Annotated in this window: 19 protein-coding genes; 4 read left to right on the forward strand and 15 right to left on the reverse strand. The window is 61.0% G+C overall.

Annotation, left to right across the window (positions count from 1 at the left end; genetic code table 11):
- Window positions 1–60 precede the first annotated feature (60 nt).
- Genes C5L12_RS02140 through C5L12_RS02150 form a run of 3 tightly spaced genes read right to left on the reverse strand, consistent with a single transcriptional unit; the run spans window position 61 to window position 1791 of the window.
- Window positions 61–951, reverse strand: coding sequence for an MBL fold metallo-hydrolase (locus C5L12_RS02140; protein WP_105370700.1), 891 nt, complete (start codon window positions 949–951; stop codon window positions 61–63).
- An 8-nt stretch (window positions 952–959) separates the two neighbouring features.
- The gene (gene ybaK, locus C5L12_RS02145; protein ID WP_105370386.1) at window positions 960–1433 is read right to left on the reverse strand and encodes a Cys-tRNA(Pro) deacylase; all 474 of its coding nucleotides are present in this window, start codon (window positions 1431–1433) and stop codon (window positions 960–962) included.
- Window positions 1434–1437: 4 nt separating this feature from the next.
- Window positions 1438–1791, reverse strand: a complete 354-nt coding sequence (locus C5L12_RS02150) for an ArsC family reductase (RefSeq protein ID WP_105370701.1) — start codon at window positions 1789–1791, stop codon at window positions 1438–1440.
- A 174-nt stretch (window positions 1792–1965) separates the two neighbouring features.
- On the opposite strand from C5L12_RS02150, the gene C5L12_RS28330 reads away from it, so the two are divergent.
- Window positions 1966–2127, forward strand: coding sequence for a hypothetical protein (locus C5L12_RS28330; RefSeq protein ID WP_170109037.1), 162 nt, complete (start codon window positions 1966–1968; stop codon window positions 2125–2127).
- 128 nt (window positions 2128–2255) lie between these two features.
- The gene (locus C5L12_RS02155) at window positions 2256–3692 is read left to right on the forward strand and encodes a methyl-accepting chemotaxis protein (protein ID WP_105370387.1); all 1437 of its coding nucleotides are present in this window, start codon (window positions 2256–2258) and stop codon (window positions 3690–3692) included.
- On the opposite strand, the gene C5L12_RS02160 is transcribed toward C5L12_RS02155, so the two are convergent.
- Both C5L12_RS02160 and C5L12_RS02165 read right to left on the reverse strand, forming a co-directional pair.
- Window positions 3689–4198, reverse strand: coding sequence for a VOC family protein (locus C5L12_RS02160; protein ID WP_105370388.1), 510 nt, complete (start codon window positions 4196–4198; stop codon window positions 3689–3691). The genes C5L12_RS02155 and C5L12_RS02160 overlap by 4 nt on opposite strands.
- An 82-nt stretch (window positions 4199–4280) precedes the next feature.
- Window positions 4281–4880 (reverse strand): 2'-5' RNA ligase family protein, encoded by a 600-nt coding sequence (locus C5L12_RS02165; RefSeq protein WP_157948977.1) that lies wholly within the window; start codon window positions 4878–4880, stop codon window positions 4281–4283.
- Window positions 4881–5136: 256 nt separating this feature from the next.
- Here C5L12_RS02165 and C5L12_RS02170 point away from each other — a divergent pair, with 256 nt between their 5' ends.
- On the forward strand, window positions 5137–5694 hold the full coding sequence (locus C5L12_RS02170) for a methylated-DNA--[protein]-cysteine S-methyltransferase (protein WP_105370390.1): 558 nt from the start codon (window positions 5137–5139) through the stop codon (window positions 5692–5694).
- 127 nt (window positions 5695–5821) lie between these two features.
- Window positions 5822–6328, forward strand: coding sequence for a ClbS/DfsB family four-helix bundle protein (locus C5L12_RS02175; RefSeq protein ID WP_105370391.1), 507 nt, complete (start codon window positions 5822–5824; stop codon window positions 6326–6328).
- A 133-nt stretch (window positions 6329–6461) separates the two neighbouring features.
- Here the strand turns inward: C5L12_RS02175 and guaA are convergent, their stop codons facing one another.
- The 10 genes from guaA to C5L12_RS02225 all read right to left on the reverse strand — a co-directional run bounded on the left by guaA (window position 6462) and on the right by C5L12_RS02225 (window position 16724).
- A complete protein-coding gene (gene guaA, locus C5L12_RS02180) occupies window positions 6462–8051 on the reverse strand; it encodes a glutamine-hydrolyzing GMP synthase (protein WP_105370392.1) in 1590 nt (529 codons plus the stop codon).
- A 39-nt stretch (window positions 8052–8090) separates the two neighbouring features.
- Window positions 8091–8744 (reverse strand): 5'-methylthioadenosine/S-adenosylhomocysteine nucleosidase, encoded by a 654-nt coding sequence (locus C5L12_RS02185; protein ID WP_105370393.1) that lies wholly within the window; start codon window positions 8742–8744, stop codon window positions 8091–8093.
- Entirely contained in the window at window positions 8741–9190 is a 450-nt protein-coding gene (locus C5L12_RS02190) for a PaaI family thioesterase (protein ID WP_105370394.1), read from the reverse strand. The genes C5L12_RS02185 and C5L12_RS02190 overlap by 4 nt, the downstream gene beginning before the upstream one ends.
- Before the next feature lie 71 nt (window positions 9191–9261).
- Window positions 9262–9714: a TspO/MBR family protein gene (locus tag C5L12_RS02195; protein WP_105370395.1), complete on the reverse strand. Its 453-nt coding sequence runs from the start codon at window positions 9712–9714 to the stop codon at window positions 9262–9264.
- Window positions 9715–9751: 37 nt separating this feature from the next.
- Entirely contained in the window at window positions 9752–10834 is a 1083-nt protein-coding gene (locus tag C5L12_RS02200; protein ID WP_105370396.1) for a DUF1513 domain-containing protein, read from the reverse strand.
- 5 nt (window positions 10835–10839) lie between these two features.
- On the reverse strand, window positions 10840–11943 hold the full coding sequence (locus tag C5L12_RS02205) for an imelysin family protein (protein ID WP_105370397.1): 1104 nt from the start codon (window positions 11941–11943) through the stop codon (window positions 10840–10842).
- Window positions 11943–13481: a di-heme oxidoreductase family protein gene (locus tag C5L12_RS02210; RefSeq protein ID WP_105370398.1), complete on the reverse strand. Its 1539-nt coding sequence runs from the start codon at window positions 13479–13481 to the stop codon at window positions 11943–11945. Before C5L12_RS02210 ends, C5L12_RS02205 begins: the two co-directional genes overlap by 1 nt.
- 50 nt (window positions 13482–13531) lie before the next feature.
- Entirely contained in the window at window positions 13532–14806 is a 1275-nt protein-coding gene (locus C5L12_RS02215; protein ID WP_105370399.1) for an imelysin family protein, read from the reverse strand.
- Window positions 14807–14940: 134 nt separating this feature from the next.
- Window positions 14941–16230 carry an RsmB/NOP family class I SAM-dependent RNA methyltransferase gene (locus tag C5L12_RS02220; protein ID WP_105370400.1) on the reverse strand — a complete coding sequence of 430 codons (1290 nt, stop codon included), beginning with the start codon at window positions 16228–16230 and terminating at the stop codon, window positions 14941–14943.
- Between the two features lie 83 nt (window positions 16231–16313).
- Entirely contained in the window at window positions 16314–16724 is a 411-nt protein-coding gene (locus tag C5L12_RS02225; RefSeq protein WP_105370401.1) for a septal ring lytic transglycosylase RlpA family protein, read from the reverse strand.
- Between the last annotated feature and the right edge of the window lie 294 nt (window positions 16725–17018).

Raw genomic sequence — 17018 nt, forward strand, 5'->3', positions numbered from 1 at the left:
TTGGGGCGAAAATGAAGACGCGAGGCCGAGAAACCGGCTCAGGCCTTCATCTTGGATCCGCTATCCTTGCCGCAGCGCGGCTTCGAGCGCTGCAATGTTATTTGCATGGACGTCCTCGTAAGGCGCGAAATAGATCACCGCGCCGGAGGCGATCTCCTCGGCGACGAAGGCCCGGAGCGACGGCTCGACTGGTTTGCCGGCGGCGAAAGCGCGCGCCAGCCGCTGAAGATAGGCATGGTTGGCGCCGATCAGGCGCGGTCCATAGCCGCCGGAGGCGATACGATCCGCATCGCCATGCGCCGGCAGTACTTTTCCGATCGGCCAGTTCCGCATTCGCGCGAGTTCGGCGATATGGGTCCCGATCTCGGCCGCTTCCGAAATATAGGTGATCGTATCCTCGAGCGTATCGCCGGCAAACAGCAGCTTTTCATCCGGCAGCCAGAGCACGTTGCCATCGGCGCTGTGGATCGCGAAGTGATGCAGTTCCACATTGCGATGACCGATCGTGAATTCGAGCCGTCCTTCGAAAACCGTTGTCGGCATGACGAGTGGCCGGATCGGCGGATTGGCGTTTTCAATCTTGTCGCGGTTCTGCTCGAGTTTCTCCGCGGTCAGCCGAAGCGCGATGATCTCACAATCGGCAAATACCGCATTTCCGGCAATGTGGTCCTTGTGCCAGTGGCTCAGCACGACGCGGATCCTGGTGACGCCAAGGCCTTGCAGATGATGCCGGATCGCCTGGGCGTGCTCGATGGATATGTGCGTGTCATAGACCAGCGCCTCATCCCGGTCGATCAGGGCATAGGAGGCAATGCCGAGAGAATAGGCGCCGTCGTCCAACCAGTTGGCCGCTTGCGCATGGAGCCGCTTGCCCGCGACGCGGCCGTCGTAATAGGCGAAGATGCCTGGATAGGGTTCAAGGATGCGAAGCGTCTCGGTCATTTCAGGCATGGTGAGCCTCATGCGACCAATGAGGCGGCCACTGCCTTCAGGACATCGCGAGCGGCCTTTGGATCAAGCCTGACCTGCAAGCCGCGCTGCCCGCCATTGATATACACGTGCGGCTCATCGAGCGCAGCGATTTCGATTGCCGTCGGAACCACCTTCTTCTGACCGAAGGGACTGATGCCCCCGACATGATAGCCGGTGGCGCGCTCCGCCTCGGCAGGCTTCATCATCGCCGCCGACTTGCCGCCGAAGGCCGCGGCGAGCTTCTTCATCGAAACCTCGCGATCGGACGGCACGACGACGCAGACCGGCTTGCCGTCCACCTCCGCCATCAGCGTCTTCAGCACCCGGCAAGGCTCCTCGCCGATCGCCTCCGCCGCCTGCAGGCCGATCCGGTCCGCGTTCGGGTCGTAGTCATAGGTGACGATCGTGAAGGCGACGCCGGCCTTCTGAAGGGTTTGGGTGGCACGCGTTGTCTTCGACATGGCTTCAGTCCCCGCCGAACGCCTCTTCGTAGATCTCGGGTTTGAAGCCGACGATCAGCTTGCCATCGGCTTCCAGCACCGGACGCTTGATCATCGAAGGCTGAGCAGCCATCAAATCGATCACCTTCTGGCGGTCAAGGCCAGCCTTGTCGGCGTCATCGAGCTTCTTGAAGGTGGTTCCCGCCCGGTTCAGCACGATTTCCCAGCCGGCGCGGCTGGTCCAGGAGTCCAAACGGGAGCGGTCGATACCCGCGGTCTTGTAGTCGTGAAAGTCGTAGGCGACACCTCTGCGGTCGAGCCATTCGCGAGCTTTCTTCATCGTGTCGCAGTTCTTGATGCCGTAGATCGTGATCGCCATCGAATACCCCATATGCCGTGAGGGATCGATATCAACAGGCACCCTCCTCATGCAAGTCGTTGATCTGGCTCAATTGGGGCTATGTCCGTCCTGCATGGCTCCCTTGTGTGGTTGTGCGTTGCACAAACGACGGTCCGACCTCATATTTTAGTGGAAAGAAAAGGAGAGATTATCATGATCGCACAGAAGAAAAACCGTGGTGCTTTTGGCCGCGCCTTTGCCGTCGTCAGCGCCGCAATTGCAGTTTCGGCTGCCGTGGAAAACCATCGTCGTCCGAAGAGCGGTGATCTGAACACCCTCGGCATCGACCCCAAGGCTTTTGATCAGCTCGTTTAACTGGCTTACGGCGAAACAGCCGCGAATGTAACGGCTTTATCCGAAAGTATAGTTTCGCGCGCATTGCGCGCGGAAACTGTCCGTTAACCATAGCTATCCTATTATCTCCTAATATTTTGGAGGTTGAGGTGAGCGGGCAGGTCCTGAAAATAGCCGAGCGGCCGGATGCGGACGCGCTCGATGCCGAAGTCCTGAAGAATTCCGTCGTAAAGCTGGCTGGTGAGGCTTCGGCTCTCGGTCTCCACCTCGTCGATATCGCGGGTGCTGTACAGGATACCGCCGCCCAGTCTTCGCAGCATGCAGCGCTTCTGGGGCGTCTGACGCAATCGGCCCAGTCGATCGCCGAAGCCAATGGCCAGATCGCTCGCTCCCTGCATGAATCCGATGAATTGACCACGAGCGCCCGCCAGGTATTGGGCGCGCAGGCCGAGCAGCTTTCCGGTTCCGTCACCGCTATCGACCACATGGTCAACGCCTCTCAGGAGATCGGCGCGGAAATCAAACTGTTTTCCTCCGCGCTGGGTGACGTCGGGCGGCTGGCGGATGCGATCGGCACGATTGCCCGGCAGACGAACCTTCTGGCGCTTAACGCGGCGATCGAAGCGGCGCGCGCAGGCGATGCGGGCAAGGGTTTTGCGGTGGTTGCGGCGGAGGTTCGGGCGCTGTCGCTGCAGACCTCTCAGACGACCAGTTCCATTCAGGCGACGCTCGACCAGCTGAACAGCCGCATCGACCGGCTTGTGGCGGCCGGCGAGGGCGCAAGCCGCTCCGCCGAAGGCGTGAAGACGACTGCGATGAAAGTGCAGGGCTCCTTCAAGGGCGTCGAAGACGTGATGACCCGGATCCTCGACAACGCATCCGCGTTGGCGGGCACCACCGAAACCGTCGACCGGCAATGCGGCGAATTCGCCTCCTCAATTGCCTCCGCTGCCAGCGCGATCCTGAAATCCAACGATCAGCTTCAGCAGACCTCTGCCCGCGTCGGCGACATGGTGACGATTTCCGAACGGATGATCCAGGCGACCGCCAACGCCGGCGTAGAGACGCCGGACAGTCCCTACATCCGGCAGGTGATAAAGCTTGCCGCCGACGTCTCGACCGCTTTCGAAGCAGGTGTCAGATCGGGCCGCATCGACATGGCCTCGCTTTTCGACCGACAATATGCGGCGATCCCCGGCACGGATCCTGTTCAATACATGACCCGCTTTACTGAGTTCACGGACGCGGTCCTGCCGCCGATCCAGGAAGGCGCGCCGGAAGCCGACGAACGGATCGCCTTCTGTGCCGCTGTGGACGAAAACGGCTATCTGCCGACCCACAATCGCAAGTTCTCGCAGCGCCCGCGTCCCGGTGATCCCACCTGGAACACGGCGAATTGCCGCAATCGGCGCATCTTCAACGATCGGGTCGGCCTCGCCGCGGGCCGCAACAAGGAACCATTTCTGCTGCAGACCTACCGCCGCGACATGGGCGGCGGCCAGTTCGTGCTGATGAAGGACATTTCCGCGCCGATCATCGTGAACGGCCGTCATTGGGGCGGCCTGCGCCTGGCGATCCGGGTCTAAGCCCGCGCTGCCTCCAACGTGGAACTCTCTTCATAGGCTGCATCAAGCCTGGCGATGTCGATCTTCCTCATCGACAGCATCGCCTCCATGACCCGGTTGGCCCGCATGGCATCGCTGTCGGTCAGCATTTTCGGCAGTCTGGCGTAGTTGACCTGCCATGCGAGCCCGAACCGGTCGGTCAACCAGCCGCAGGGCTGTTCCTGCCCGCCTTCGGCGAGCTTTTCATAATATGCGTCGATTTCCTCCTGCGTCTCGCAATGGATGAGAAAGGACACCGCGCCGTTGAACTTTGCCCACGGCCCGCCGTTGATCGCGGCAAAGCTCTGGCCTTCAAGCTCGAAACCCATGGCCATGACCTGGCCCTTCGGTCCCGGTCCGGCATCGCCATAACGAGAAACCTCGGTGATGCGGGAGTTTTCGAACACCGATACATAAAAATTGACGGCTTCTTCCGCATTGTCTTCGAACCAGAGATGCGGAACGATCTTGTGCTTCTCGATGGCCATTTTTCTCTCCTCTATCGGGTGACGTTCTTAGAACGTGGCGGAACCAGCCGATCCGACATCGCTCCGAAAAATATTTATGCCCTCAGACCATCAGTCTCAGTTGTTCGAAGCTTGGTGGGTAAGGTACGGCTTTCGGATCGAACGCCCATCGACCGAGTTCTTCGTGGCGGGTCTGGCCGTGATAGCTATAGACGAGCATGAATTCGCCGGAGATCCACGCGTAGTTGCGCGTGAGAGGCAGGGGTTCGATATTCCTGCAATCATAAGCGAGCGTTACATGCGGCGTGAGCGCGCTCGCCTGAAAACTCGGAAGATTGTGTTGTGCCAAGGCACGCCCGAGCATCTTCACGAACTGGCCAACCATGGCATTGCCCTTGGGACGATAAAGGGCAAGATGGCGACTGTTGCCAAACAAGCCGGCACTGTCGAGGGTTATTGGGATCGGTCGCGCCTGAATGCCGGCCGCGATAGCCCTGGCTCTCTCGATCAACCGTGAAGGAGGTTTGTCGAACCGCCCCATGCAGAGCAGGCTCATATGCAGGAGATGTGGCGGATAAGCGTCCCGTCCGCGCTGAACCGCCAGATGAGTTGCGGCATCCTCATGCATCCGCAAGGCCACGGGGTTTGTAGGCCGCAGGACGAACATCAGGCTGCTTTCCGGTCGGGCAGGGACAACTGGCATCGACGGCCATCCGTCGCTGCCGAACAGCGGCAACTGGTCGGTCGCAACTTTCCGATTCGTCCCCCTGTGTCCCATCTCCGTGCTCCGATTTGAGTTGGAAGCAGATTAAAGGGATCGATGCCTGTAGTAAAGAACAAAAGAAGAACATTTGCGTCGGCGAGGTTTTCGTGAGGATAGTCCCCTTCGAAGCAAGAAACGGGTTGAATCTCTTTGCGCGAAGGACGATTTTGGAGGATCGACATGTGGAGGTCTGCCCATGGCTGCGCATCAATATCTCGTTTTTGAAACGGCAGGCGGTTTCTGCGGCATTGCGTGGAACGACAAGGGGATCACGCGCTTTCAGCTCCCCACGAAGGCGGCGGAGTCGACGGAACGGCTGTTTCTCCGTCGCATGCCGACGGCGAAGCCGGGACAACCGACGGTAAAAATCCAGGAAGCCGTGGAGGCGGTGAAGCGGTATTTTGCCGGCGAATCGGTGGATTTTTCGCGCTTCACGCTGGATCTCGACGATCAGGACGATTTATTCAGGGAAATTTATTCCGCCGCCCGGCGGGTGGGCTGGGGCCATACCACGACCTATGGCGCCATCGCCAAGGAATTGGGGGCAGGCCCGCAGGCTGCCCGGGATGTCGGCCAGGCAATGGCAAGGAACCCCGTGGCGCTGATCATTCCTTGCCATCGGGTGCTTGCCGCCGGCGGCAAGCTGGGCGGCTTCTCGGCGCCCGGAGGCGCAATGTCCAAAGCACGCATGCTCGAGCTGGAAGGCGTCAGGCTCGGCCCGCCGGAACCGGCCCAGCAATCGCTCGGCTTCTAGGCCCGGAACGCGTGTCTTCGCGGAAAGGGCGACCCGATGTTTAGGTCGCCTTTTCACTCGCGTCGGTTGACACAGAACAACCTGTTGCAAGGGCAGGCATGGCAGAAAGCGGGAAAGGAGGAAGGAGATGCCTGCCGCCGCCGCCAAACCCCAATTGAAAGAAATCACCGTCGAGGAATATGCCAAGCTCAGGAGCCTGATCGATAGGATCGGCGAAGAGCAGGCGATGAGAAAACGCGAAGACGATACGTCGATCAAGGACGTCGTCGCTCACCGGGCCCATTGGATCGAACTGTTCCTTGGCTGGTATCGTGACGGCCAGACCGGGCAAAAGGTTGAAATTCCCGCGAAGGGCTACAAATGGTCCGAGCTCAAAACCTTCAATGCCGACCTGCGGGCAAGGCAGGCGGATCTCAGCTGGCTTGACGCACGGGCGTCACTGGAAGGCTCTCATCGGAGACTTCTCGACTTCATCGATCGTCACGACGACGATGATCTTTATGCCGGTCCAATGAAAGGCGGAAACAGCCCGTGGACGACAGGACGCTGGGCCGAGGCGGCGGGCCCGTCGCACTATAGATCGGCTGCGAAATGGATCCGCGCTTGCCTCCGGTCCGACCTGTCCGGAAACTGACCTTCAGCGCGAATGTTCATCGCACATGCCAAGCGCGTTTTTATCCCGCACCAGTGGACGAAAGAGGTTGCTCCAACTGAGCCGACGGTCGTCCGCTATCCGTCGGATTTGGATACTGCCGGTTAAGCCGAAATCATTCCCACTCGATCGTGCCGGGCGGCTTCGACGTCACGTCATAAACGACCCGGTTGATGCCGCGCACCTCGTTAATGATGCGGGTGGCCGTACGGCCGAGGAAGTTCATGTCGTAGGGATAGAAATCCGCCGTCATGCCGTCGACCGAGGTGACGGCGCGCAATGCGCAGACGAAGTCGTACGTGCGATAGTCGCCCATCACGCCGACCGTCTGCACCGGCAGAAGTACGGCGAAAGCCTGCCAGATCGTGTCGTAGAGCCCGGCCTTGCGGATTTCGTCGAGATAGATCGCGTCCGCCTTGCGTAGGATGTCGAGCTTTTCGCGGGTCACGCCGCCGGGGCAGCGGATCGCAAGTCCCGGGCCCGGGAAGGGGTGGCGACCGACGAAACGGTCCGGCAGGCCGAGTTCGCGGCCAAGCGCGCGGACCTCATCCTTGAAGAGTTCGCGGAGCGGCTCGACGAGCTTCATGTTCATGCGCTCAGGCAGGCCGCCGACATTGTGATGGCTCTTGATCGTTACGGACGGGCCGCCGGAGAAGGAGACACTTTCGATCACGTCCGGATAAAGCGTGCCCTGGGCGAGGAAGGTGGGTGCGCCCTTGCCGTCTTCGGCAATCTTGTTGGCTTCCGCTTCGAAAACCTCGATGAACAGACGACCGATCGTCTTGCGTTTCACTTCCGGATCAGAGACGCCGGCAAGCTCCGTCAGGAACAGGTCGGAGGCATCCACATGCACGAGCGGAATGTTGTAGTGGTCGCGGAACATCTTGACCACTTCCTCCGCCTCGTTGAGGCGCATCAGGCCGTGATCGACGAAGACGCAGGTGAGCTGGTCGCCGATCGCCTCGTGGATCAGCACTGCCGCGACCGAAGAATCGACGCCGCCCGAGAGGCCGCAGAGCACGCGGCCGGAACCGACCTGTTCGCGGATCTTGCGGATCATTTCGGCGCGATAGGCCGCCATAGTCCAGTCCGACTTCAGCCCGACGATCTTGTGCACGAAGTTGGAAAGCAGCTTCGCACCGTCAGGCGTGTGCACCACTTCAGGATGGAACATGGTCGTGTAGTAATGGCGGCTCTCGTCGGCGGCGATCGCGAAAGGGGCATTTTCGGACGTTGCGATGACCTCGAAACCTTCGGGCAGCTTGGTGACGCGGTCGCCATGGCTCATCCAGACCGGATAACGGTTACCCGTTTCCCAGAAACCATCGAAGAGCGGGCTCTGTGCCCTGATCTCCACGTCGGCGCGTCCGAACTCTGCTGCGTGACCGCCTTCCACCTCGCCGCCGAGCTGCAGGCAGAGCGTCTGCTGCCCGTAGCAGATGCCGAGGATCGGAACGCCGGCATCGAAAACCGCCTGCGGCGCACGCGGGCTGCCTTCCGAGGTCACGGAGGCCGGACCACCGGAAAAGATCACGCCCTTCGGCCGAAGCTTCTCGAACGCGGAGGCCGCGTTCTGGAACGGGTGGATTTCGCAGTAGACGCCGGATTCGCGGATGCGACGCGCGATAAGCTGCGTCACCTGGCTGCCGAAATCGATGATGAGGATGCTGTCGGGATGAGCTGCCAAGGTCGTGTTTTGGGTCATGGCGAGCCTTTAAAGAAAAGTTGTTTTTAACGCAACTGCTCAGAAGACCAATTTGCCATTCTCAAGCGCGTTAAAAAGGCCGTCCACCGCGTCCGCCAGCTTCACGTCGATCACGTGCAGATATTCCCTCCAGTCGTTGACGTGCTTGAGCTCTTCCTTTCCGTCCGAAATACCACGCAGGCCGATCAGGGGAATTGCGAAAAGCTGGCAGCAGCGCATCACTGCGAAGGTTTCCATATCCACCATGTCGGCTTCGATGATATCGTATGCGGCGCCGGAGACGACGTTGCCGCCCGTCGAAAGCGAGGCCTCCGGAATGCCGGGGATGCGCAAGAGGAGCGGCATGATCGCCGGGTGTTCGAGGAAAGGCGTTCTGCCTTTCTCGAAACCGAGCGGCGAGGCGTCCATGTCGCGATAGGCGACCGAGGAAACCTGGTAGATTTCGGTCTGCTCGAGACTGCGCGAACCGGCCGAGCCGAGCGAGACGATAAGATCGGGCAGCTTGCCCGATGCCTCCAGCGTCGTCAGCGCATGGCTCAACACAACTGCGGCCTCGACAGGCCCGACGCCGGTCATCAGCGGTTTGATGCGGGATCGGAGCGCCGGGCCGTATTCGGCATCGACCGCCATGACGAAGAGAATGGATTTGCCACCGACGGCCGCCGGTTCGGCCATGGAAAGTGCGGTGATCATCCGATGATGTCCTCCCGGCCGCGGATCACCATCATGGTGCCCGTCATGGAAGCGATGAGTTTGGCGGGACCGTCTCCGATGGCATAGGCACGGCCATCCGCGACGATGATCGTGGATCCCGGCTTGGTGATCTCGCCGCGGAAGAGAAACCGTTCGCCGCGGCCCGGCGACAACAGGTTCACCTTGAATTCGATGGTCAGGATGGAGGCTTCCGGCTCGATCACCGTATAGGCGGCATAACTGCAGGCGGAATCAAGCGCGGCGGAGATGACGCCGGCATGCAGAAAGCCATGCTGCTGGGTGAGCTTCGCATCAAACGGCAGCTCGATCTCCACCATGGCCTGTTCGACGCGTGCCAACTCCGCCCCAAGCAGGCCCATGGCGCCCTGGCGTGCGAAGCTTTGCCTGACGCGTTGACGAAAATCGCCCGTATCTCTCCCGTCCATGTTTCATCCCTTTCGCAGCTGCGAAATTGGCATGGGCAAAAGTGTTCCGCAAGCGGGGGCCGTTGACGTCGTTAATTCAGGAGAACGATCGCGAGATTGAGCAACGTCGCGAAGCCGACCCAGAAGGCATAGGGGACAAATAGCCAGGCCGCCCAGCGGTTCGGCCGCCAGCTTGCGGCGATGAACAGCAGGATCGAGATCAGCAGCGGCACGATGATGACGAGACCAAGCATAGGGCTCTGCAGACCAAAGAAGGCGGGTGACCAGGCGAGGTTGAGGACGGCCTGAACGGCGAAGATCTGCAGGCGACGCCTGTTGTTTTCATCATACCAGGTGGCGGCAAGCGCCCCACCGATCATACCGTAAAGGACGGTCCAGACCGGACCGAAAATCCAGTTCGGGGGATTGAAGAAGGGCTTGTTCAGCGACTGGTACCATTCGCCGGGCTGGTTGCTGAGGCCACTCAGCGCGCCGATCGCCACGCTGGCCAGGATGAAGATGAAAAATATGAGGATCTTGTTCATGAGGCTGCAATTAGGGCGATGCGCCGACGGAAAAAGATCACCCCAATCGAACGATATGCTGATCCCAGGCCACCTTGCTGCGGGTCTCGTTGAACTGGCCGTCATAGGAGGAAACGGCGATGCCGCTTGCTGCGGGGGCAACCCCGGCGGCGTCGCGGACCAGCTCTTCCTTCAGTACGGCCCCGGTTCTTGCGTCGAGAGTGACGGCCGCACCGACGACGGGGGACGTCATGCCGACGATGCCTTCGCGGCGGTTGACGGCGATCGCGCCGACATAGTTGCCAAGCCGGATGGTGGTCTCCTCCGGCAGCGAAACGAACGAGAGGTCCCCGCCTTCCGAGAACCAGCCGGCGAGTGGCGGCAGCGCATTGCGCGGGCCTTCCCACTGGCAGGCGAACCAGATGCGGCCATCCGCGCCGATATCGAGATGCCGGGTCGAAAGCTGGCGGAGCGCGGGAGGCAGGCCGTGCCGCTGGACGAGCGCACCCGTCCCGGCATCGAGCAGGACCAGCGACGGTTCCATATGGTCGAGATTGAGCTTGGTGCGGCCGAAGTCCGGGTGGGTTTCGATGCCGCCATTGGCGATGATCAGGAGCGTGCCATCATCCGAGACGGTCATGTCATGCGTTCCGATACCGTGCGCGTCGAATTCGCCGATGCGGCGGAACTTGTCTCGCGCGTCGTAGACACCGATCATGCCGCGATTGCCGTCGAAATCGTTCTCGCTGGCGTAGAGCAGGGCGCCATTGGGCGAAAAGTGCCCGTGGCCGTAGAAATGCCGGCCTTCGGGCGAGGTGATGACGACCGGCTCCGTCTGCCTCGACAGATCGAAGACCATGGCGAATGTCCCGGGGCGCCGGGCAAATGCGACGGTACGGCCGGTGGCTGAGCTATGGGCCAAGCCATGGGCGCGAGCGGGTAGTGACGCTCGATCGATGATTTCGCCGCGCTCGGAAATCGTGGCGATGCCGAAGGAACCGTCAGATTCGCGAAAGCCCGCCGCATAGACCGCATCGGCCCGTTCCAGCGCCATCAGCGAGCGTGGCGAAAGCGAGGCGGTAAAAGATATACCCGCCGCCTTCAGGAAGCCGCGCCGGTCGATCGCCTCGCCGCGCCACATGGCCGTCAGTCTCCATCCGAAAAGGAAAAGCCGGAGCCGAGGCCGATCGCGCCGCCATAACCCTCGCTCAGGCTGATAATCACCTCGCGACCCTGGAAGAGCAGCGTGTCGAGCTTTTCGCGCTCCTTTGGATCCTCCACCGCTCTTTCAAGGTCGGGCGTTACCTGCTCTGAAAGCTCCGCCATGGATTTGAGGAGAGCCTTTGTGGAGGCTAGGATCGGCCGGTCGGATTGCTTCAGGAGGTCCGCCATCCCGGACGCCTCCAGCAATGCCGCCAGCCCCTCGATATTGCCTTTGACGGAAGGCCAAGTCGTTTCGGAGCGCCAGAACAGCGCCTGTTTGGGGAATTTCGCCTTTTCCGGTCCCTTGTAGAAGGTCTCGATGCGTTGATCGCGCACGGTTTCGGCCCCGTGCACCAGGATGCCGAGGAGCGCTGTGGCCGCCTCGCCGCCGGTGCGGAAGACGGGATTGGAAGGCCCCGGTTGTTTCCAGGCTTCTTGAATGCCGTTCGGCGCATCCCAGATGCCGGAAATCTCCTCGGAAACATTGGTGATGTTGCCAGCGACGGCAGCGGCGTAGCGGCAGCGAAAGCCGTTCTTCTCCCTCGAAAGGGCCTCCGACCCGGTGCCGAAGAGGAGATATTCCAGGGCGCCGAAACCTTGCGTCGCGACGCTCTTCGTCGCAAGCGTGGCGGGATCGGTGGCCGTTTCATCCGATTTCGACAAGGTGCCCTGAACCTGCTTGAGGCCGGTGCTCTTGCGATCGGGATAAAACAGGATGCGTTCGAAGCGGTTCTGTTCGATGACAGGCCCGACCCGAATGATCTCTATGTGAGCCCAGCTTACCGCGGCGGCACGGAAGGCGCTCTTGGCAGAGTCGTGATTTGCCGCCGAAGGCGTCCCGCAGAGCGTCTTCACGACGGACGTCATCTTCTCCGCCGATCGATGGAAGGCGCTGTAGCCTGGCCGTATAAAGCCGTCCACGGCCGCCGTCATGACTTTGGAGACCTCCGCTTCCGGCAAATCGACCGATGGCGCGGGCTCGCCCGCCTGCGCAAAAGCCACCGCGGGAAGGAGCGAGATCAGGCCGGCGACGAGGATCATGCGCATCAGAGCGACTCCAGGAATTTGACCAGCGCGGCGCGGCCGTCTTTGGAGAGCGAGGCGAATGCATCCCGGGCATTTTGCCCTTCTCCGCCGTGCCAGAGGATGGCTTCCGTGAGGTTGCGGGCTCGCCCGTCATGCAGGAAGAAGGTGTGTTCGTTGACGGTTTCGGTCAGCCCGATGCCCCAAAGCGGCTGGGTGCGCCACTCGCGGCCGTCGGCAACGCCGACCTGTTGCCCGTCGGCCAGACCTTCGCCCATGTCGTGCAGGAGGAAATCCGAATAGGGCCAGATCAGCTGGAAAGCATGCGCCTTGTTGCCGGCATCGCGGCGGGTGACGAATTTCGGCGTATGACAGGCAGTGCAACCGGACTGGTAGAAAAGCTCCTTGCCCCTGAGTACGGTGGGGTCCGCGATATCGCGTCTTGCCGGCACCGCTAGATTCTCGGAATAGAAGGTGACGAGTTCCAGCACCGGATCCGGCGCTTCGACTGGTCCGAGCCTTTCCTGCACGCCGGTCGGCATCGCAAGGCATTCGGCTTCCGCCTTGGTGCAATCGCCATGATCGAAGGGTTTGTCCGGCGTTGAAATGCCAAGGTCGCCAGCAAAGGCTCCGGAACTCTGGTCCCGGACGGAGGCATTCTGGGCCTTGAAGCCGAAGCGGCCGAGTTTCAGGTCGCCCGTCTTGTGGTCGCGTGTCAGCGCAGGCTTGCCCGATATCCCGTCGCCATCCTTGTCGTCGGGATCGGCTTTGGCGAGGATATCCGCCTCATGGACCGCCTGGATGAGGCCCATGCCGATCATCGGAGGCGCCACGCGCGGCGATAGCGTCACGTCTCCTTCGAGCGGACCATGGCCGAGATCGACGGCGGAATAGGTGGGTTTGCGCAGTTGCACCACCTCCCCATCACCAAGCGTTATCGGAATCTCCTCATAGGAAATCTGCATCCGGCCTTCCGATTTCAGGCCCGGCACCGCCAGATCCTGCAACTGCTCACCATAGGTCGCGTCGGGAAAATTGAGCTTTCGGATATCGGCGATCGCCTCGCGCTCGTCGTCCGTGCGGGCGGGGCGGGCAAGCCGGAGGAACATCGAAGTCGAATCCGCAGAGCCTTCGGGCGGATGCCCGCGTCCATCCTTCAGATGGCAGCTTTGGCATGCCCGGGCATTGAAGAGCGGCCCCAGGCCGTCGGAAGCCTGGGTCGAGGAGGGCGAGGAAACCCAGAGCTTCCGGAACAACGCGTTGCCGAGCTTGAACTTTTCTTCCTCGTCGAAATCGAGATTGACGGAAAAATGCGAAAAGGCGTCTCCGTTGACGAGCGCCCTGGTCGTCGCCGCGCCGCCCTGCATCGTCTCGAATTGCTCCGGCTTGGAAAAATCGGTTGCGGGCCGCGTGACGCTTTCCACACGTCTCTGATCCTTCGGATTGATATCCGTGCGTGATGTCGGAAAAAGCGTCTCACCGCCGATGGCCATCAGCGGCGCGAGAAGAAGAGCGCCCGAAACAAGCGGGAGCAGGAACAGCGAGGATATTGGCGCTCTCATCGGTCATCGGGCCGCAAGCTCATCAAGCCGCGGCCCGCCTTTATTGGAAATTACTTGAAAACAGCGTCAGGATTATCAAGGCTGTCGGAACCTTCAAGCTCGATCTTGCCGAGATCCAGCGACGCAATGACGCGCTCGATCGTCTTGGTCTGATCGATCAGGCCATCGATCGCCTTCTGGACGACGGCATTACCCTTGACATTGTTCTCGCCGATCATCTGGTCATAGGCCTCGACCTTCTGGCCCCGATCAGCCATGGCGTTCATGGCGGCGAGCGTCGCATCGAGCTTGCTCTTCATCTCGGTGTCGAGCGCCTTGTCCTTGGCGACGACCAATTCCGAAACCGAGGGTCCCTTCAGCTTCGTGCCGTCGACCCGGAGATATTCGCCCGTATAGGCCGACTTGATGCCGATCGCGTCGTTGAGATGTGAGGCATAGGTATTGTCCGAGAAACAATCGTGTTCTTCTTCCGGATCGTGTAGCAGAAGGCCGAGTTTCATGCGTTCGCCGGCAAGTTCGCCGTAGGACAGCGAACCCATGCCGGTAAGGATCGCCGACAGCCCCGCCTTAGGGTCGCCTGTGACGTTCTTGGTGGCGTCGCCATCGGGAGCCCAGGCTTTCACCATGTCCTCGAGGTCGGTTACGAGCAGGGTCGATGCAGCCTTCAGGTAGGCGGCGCGGCGGTCGCAGTTTCCACCGGTGCAGTTGGCCTTGTCGTAGTCGGTAAAGGGGCGCTTGCCGGCTCCCGCGCCGGTGCCGTTCAGATCCTGTCCCCAGAGAAGGAACTCGATCGCGTGATAGCCGGTCGCGACATTCGCTTCGATCTCGCCGGCTTCGTGCAGGCTCTGAAGGGTCTCGGGCGTGATGTTGGTGACGTCGATCTCTTCGCCGTTGACCTTGATTTTCGGATTGGCGATGACATTGGCGGTGTAAAGCTCGTTCTCGTCGCTTTCCTTGCCGTAGGAGCCGTCGACATAATCGATGAGGCCTTCATCGAGCGGCCAGGCATTCACTTTGCCTTCCCATTCGTCGACAATGGGGTTGCCGAAGCGATAGGCTTCCGTCTGCTGATAAGGAACGCGCGCCGCAATCCAGGCGGCTTTGGCGGCCTTCAGCGTCTCGTCGCTCGGCTTTGTGATCAGTGCATCGATTGCAGCGTCGAGCTTCTTGGCCGTCGTCAGCGAGTCTTCGTATTTGGCATGCGCGAGCTCGGCATAATGCTTGAGGACGGCGGCGGCATCGGCGGCCTTTGCCGGCGTGACGGTATAGGCCGCGGAGGCGGCAAAAAGCGCCAGCGCGGCGCTCAGAACGGTCTTGCGGATCATGGTCCCTCTCCTTCAGCGGCCGAGGTTCCCTGGCCGCTCGATCGAGTTCTTCGCGCAAATGGAAACTGGTGTCAAACGATCTAGTTTAGAACGTTTTGAAAGAAGGAGAGGCCGTTTCGCCTTGCCGGCTCCGTTCAACGCTTTCGCTGCATCCGGCAGAAAAAGAAACCGTCGGTATCGGTGCTTGCGGGGGTGAGCGTGACGGAGAGATGATCCTTCGATCGTGGCAGAGGAGCATCCTTTCCGAACGCCTGCTCCCATTGCGGCTCGGTCGGTACCACCGAAAACTGCGGGTTATCCGCGCAGAAACGGGCTGTCTGCCGGTCGTTCTCTTCCGGCAGGATCGAGCAGGTGACGTAGAGCAACGCGCCGCCCGGCTTCACGAAGGCTGCCGCTTCCGTCAGCGCCTCCTGCTGTTGTGCGATGCGCTCGTCCAGGTTTTTGGGCGTCAGGCGCCATTTCGTGTCCGGACGCCGGCGCCATGTTCCCGTGCCGGTGCAAGGCGCATCGACAAGAACCGCATCGATTTTCCCTCTCAGGGGCTCGAGCTGACGTGCGTCGTCATGGACCTGCACGTTGCGGGTGCCGGCTCGGCGCAGCCGTTCGATGATCGGAGCGAGCCGCTTGCGGTCGGCGTCATAGGCGTGGATCTGCCCCTTGTTGTGCATCGCGGCCGCCATGGCGAGGGTCTTGCCGCCGCCGCCGGCGCAATAGTCGAGAACCTGGTCATGTTCGCCCGGCTGCACGAGCTCGGCGACGATCTGCGATCCTTCGTCCTGAACTTCGAACCACCCTTTTTGGAACGAAAGCTCGGCGGTGACGTTGGGCAGACGGGATGCTCCTTCGCCGGCGGCAATCCGAATGCCGTTGCGGGCGATGCGCGCGGGTTTGGCACCTGAGCGTTCCAGCGCCTTTACGACCTTCTCTCGCGACGCCTTCAGGGTATTGGCGCGGAGATCGAGGGTCGGCCGGCCGTTGAGGGCCTTGGCCTCGACAAGCCAGTCCTCGCCGAAATTGGCTTCGAAGGATGGCTGTATCCAGTCCGGGATGTCGCCCTGAACATGGAGCGGCGCATCCTCGAGATTGCGGGAGGCAAGTGCCGAAAGGTTCGCCTCGGTAAGAGCAGGCGGCGCAAAGCGGTCATCGGCGAACTCGGCATGCAGGGCCTCGGGCGAGAGGCCCCATTGCCGGATGAGGACCGCATAGGCGAGAGCAGTCGGGCTCTCGTCGTCCATGATCCAGGCATGCGAGAGCCGCATCCTCAAGGCGTCATAGACGATGTTTCCGACAGCTGCGCGATCGCCCGAGCCGGCAAAACGGTGTGCGAGGCCCCAATCCTTGAGGGCGTCGGCGACAGGGCGCTTCCGCGTCTCTATATCGGACAGAACCTCGATGGCTCCGGCCACTCGTCCGCCTAGTCGCATGTCGCTCTCCGTGTCGGTTGCACCCGTATGGGAGGGCTCCTAGCCGCGATTGCTCCGAAGAGCAAGAGGTGGGTCGCTGAGGCTCAGCCGTCGATCTCTTTCAGGCCCTTGCCGGCGATCTTCTGGGTGCCGGCGTCGACGATCTGATAACAGACCTGCGCGGTGCCGGAGCTGACCATGCCGATGTTCTTAGCGGCGGCCTTGGAAACGTCGATCACGCGTCCGCGGATGAATGGTCCGCGGTCATTGATCCGTACCACGACGCTCTTGCCGTTGCGCTTGTTCGTCACCTTTACTTTGGTGCCGAAAGGCAGCGAGCGATGAGCGGCGGTGAGTAGCGAAGCGTTCATCCGTTCACCGGATGCCGTCTTGGAAGTCAGAGCGTACCAGGATGCGTGACCGCACCCGGGCGCAGCATTGGCCTGCGCGGAGCCGAGAAGTGCAAAAGAAGCAGTTGCGGCCACGGCGAAAGTCGAGCGTCGAATTGTTGTCAAGTCGGTCGTCCCCGTTCGATTGGTCCCTGCACGTTGCGTGCAAGAATGGCTAAGCGGGGCCAAAAGTGGCGGAAAAGTGGGACTTCTGATCACGGAATATTACGGGCTGTAACATTTGTGATTGCAATTTTGCCGAATCGTTTAAGAAGCCAGCTAACGTTTTCCGGAAGAAAACCTTTAAAAACAGGCAGAAGGGGGAAAGCTATTCCTGAACGGTTGCGCCGTCTCAGGCGTTCACGAAAATCGCGGAAAAAAATTTGTTGCGATGCAAGATTCTTTGCCTCATTTGGGCAA

It is taken from the genome of Neorhizobium huautlense (genome assembly GCF_002968575.1).
Classification (GTDB): Bacteria; Pseudomonadota; Alphaproteobacteria; order Rhizobiales; family Rhizobiaceae; genus Neorhizobium; species Neorhizobium huautlense.

Bases quoted from the DNA above. Each gene is read 5' to 3' on its own strand.
- C5L12_RS02140 (WP_105370700.1), bottom strand. From the start codon at position 951: ATGCCTGAAATGACCGAGACGCTTCGCATCCTTGAACCCTATCCAGGC.
- ybaK (WP_105370386.1), bottom strand. From the start codon at position 1,433: ATGTCGAAGACAACGCGTGCCACCCAAACCCTTCAGAAGGCCGGCGTC.
- C5L12_RS02150 (WP_105370701.1), bottom strand. From the start codon at position 1,791: ATGGCGATCACGATCTACGGCATCAAGAACTGCGACACGATGAAGAAA.
- C5L12_RS28330 (WP_170109037.1), top strand. From the start codon at position 1,966: ATGATCGCACAGAAGAAAAACCGTGGTGCTTTTGGCCGCGCCTTTGCC.
- C5L12_RS02160 (WP_105370388.1), bottom strand. From the start codon at position 4,198: ATGGCCATCGAGAAGCACAAGATCGTTCCGCATCTCTGGTTCGAAGAC.
- C5L12_RS02165 (WP_157948977.1), bottom strand. From the start codon at position 4,880: ATGCCAGTTGTCCCTGCCCGACCGGAAAGCAGCCTGATGTTCGTCCTG.
- C5L12_RS02170 (WP_105370390.1), top strand. From the start codon at position 5,137: ATGGCTGCGCATCAATATCTCGTTTTTGAAACGGCAGGCGGTTTCTGC.
- C5L12_RS02175 (WP_105370391.1), top strand. From the start codon at position 5,822: ATGCCTGCCGCCGCCGCCAAACCCCAATTGAAAGAAATCACCGTCGAG.
- guaA (WP_105370392.1), bottom strand. From the start codon at position 8,051: ATGACCCAAAACACGACCTTGGCAGCTCATCCCGACAGCATCCTCATC.
- C5L12_RS02185 (WP_105370393.1), bottom strand. From the start codon at position 8,744: ATGATCACCGCACTTTCCATGGCCGAACCGGCGGCCGTCGGTGGCAAA.
- C5L12_RS02190 (WP_105370394.1), bottom strand. From the start codon at position 9,190: ATGGACGGGAGAGATACGGGCGATTTTCGTCAACGCGTCAGGCAAAGC.
- C5L12_RS02195 (WP_105370395.1), bottom strand. From the start codon at position 9,714: ATGAACAAGATCCTCATATTTTTCATCTTCATCCTGGCCAGCGTGGCG.
- C5L12_RS02200 (WP_105370396.1), bottom strand. From the start codon at position 10,834: ATGTGGCGCGGCGAGGCGATCGACCGGCGCGGCTTCCTGAAGGCGGCG.
- C5L12_RS02205 (WP_105370397.1), bottom strand. From the start codon at position 11,943: ATGCGCATGATCCTCGTCGCCGGCCTGATCTCGCTCCTTCCCGCGGTG.
- C5L12_RS02210 (WP_105370398.1), bottom strand. From the start codon at position 13,481: ATGAGAGCGCCAATATCCTCGCTGTTCCTGCTCCCGCTTGTTTCGGGC.
- C5L12_RS02215 (WP_105370399.1), bottom strand. From the start codon at position 14,806: ATGATCCGCAAGACCGTTCTGAGCGCCGCGCTGGCGCTTTTTGCCGCC.
- C5L12_RS02220 (WP_105370400.1), bottom strand. From the start codon at position 16,230: ATGCGACTAGGCGGACGAGTGGCCGGAGCCATCGAGGTTCTGTCCGAT.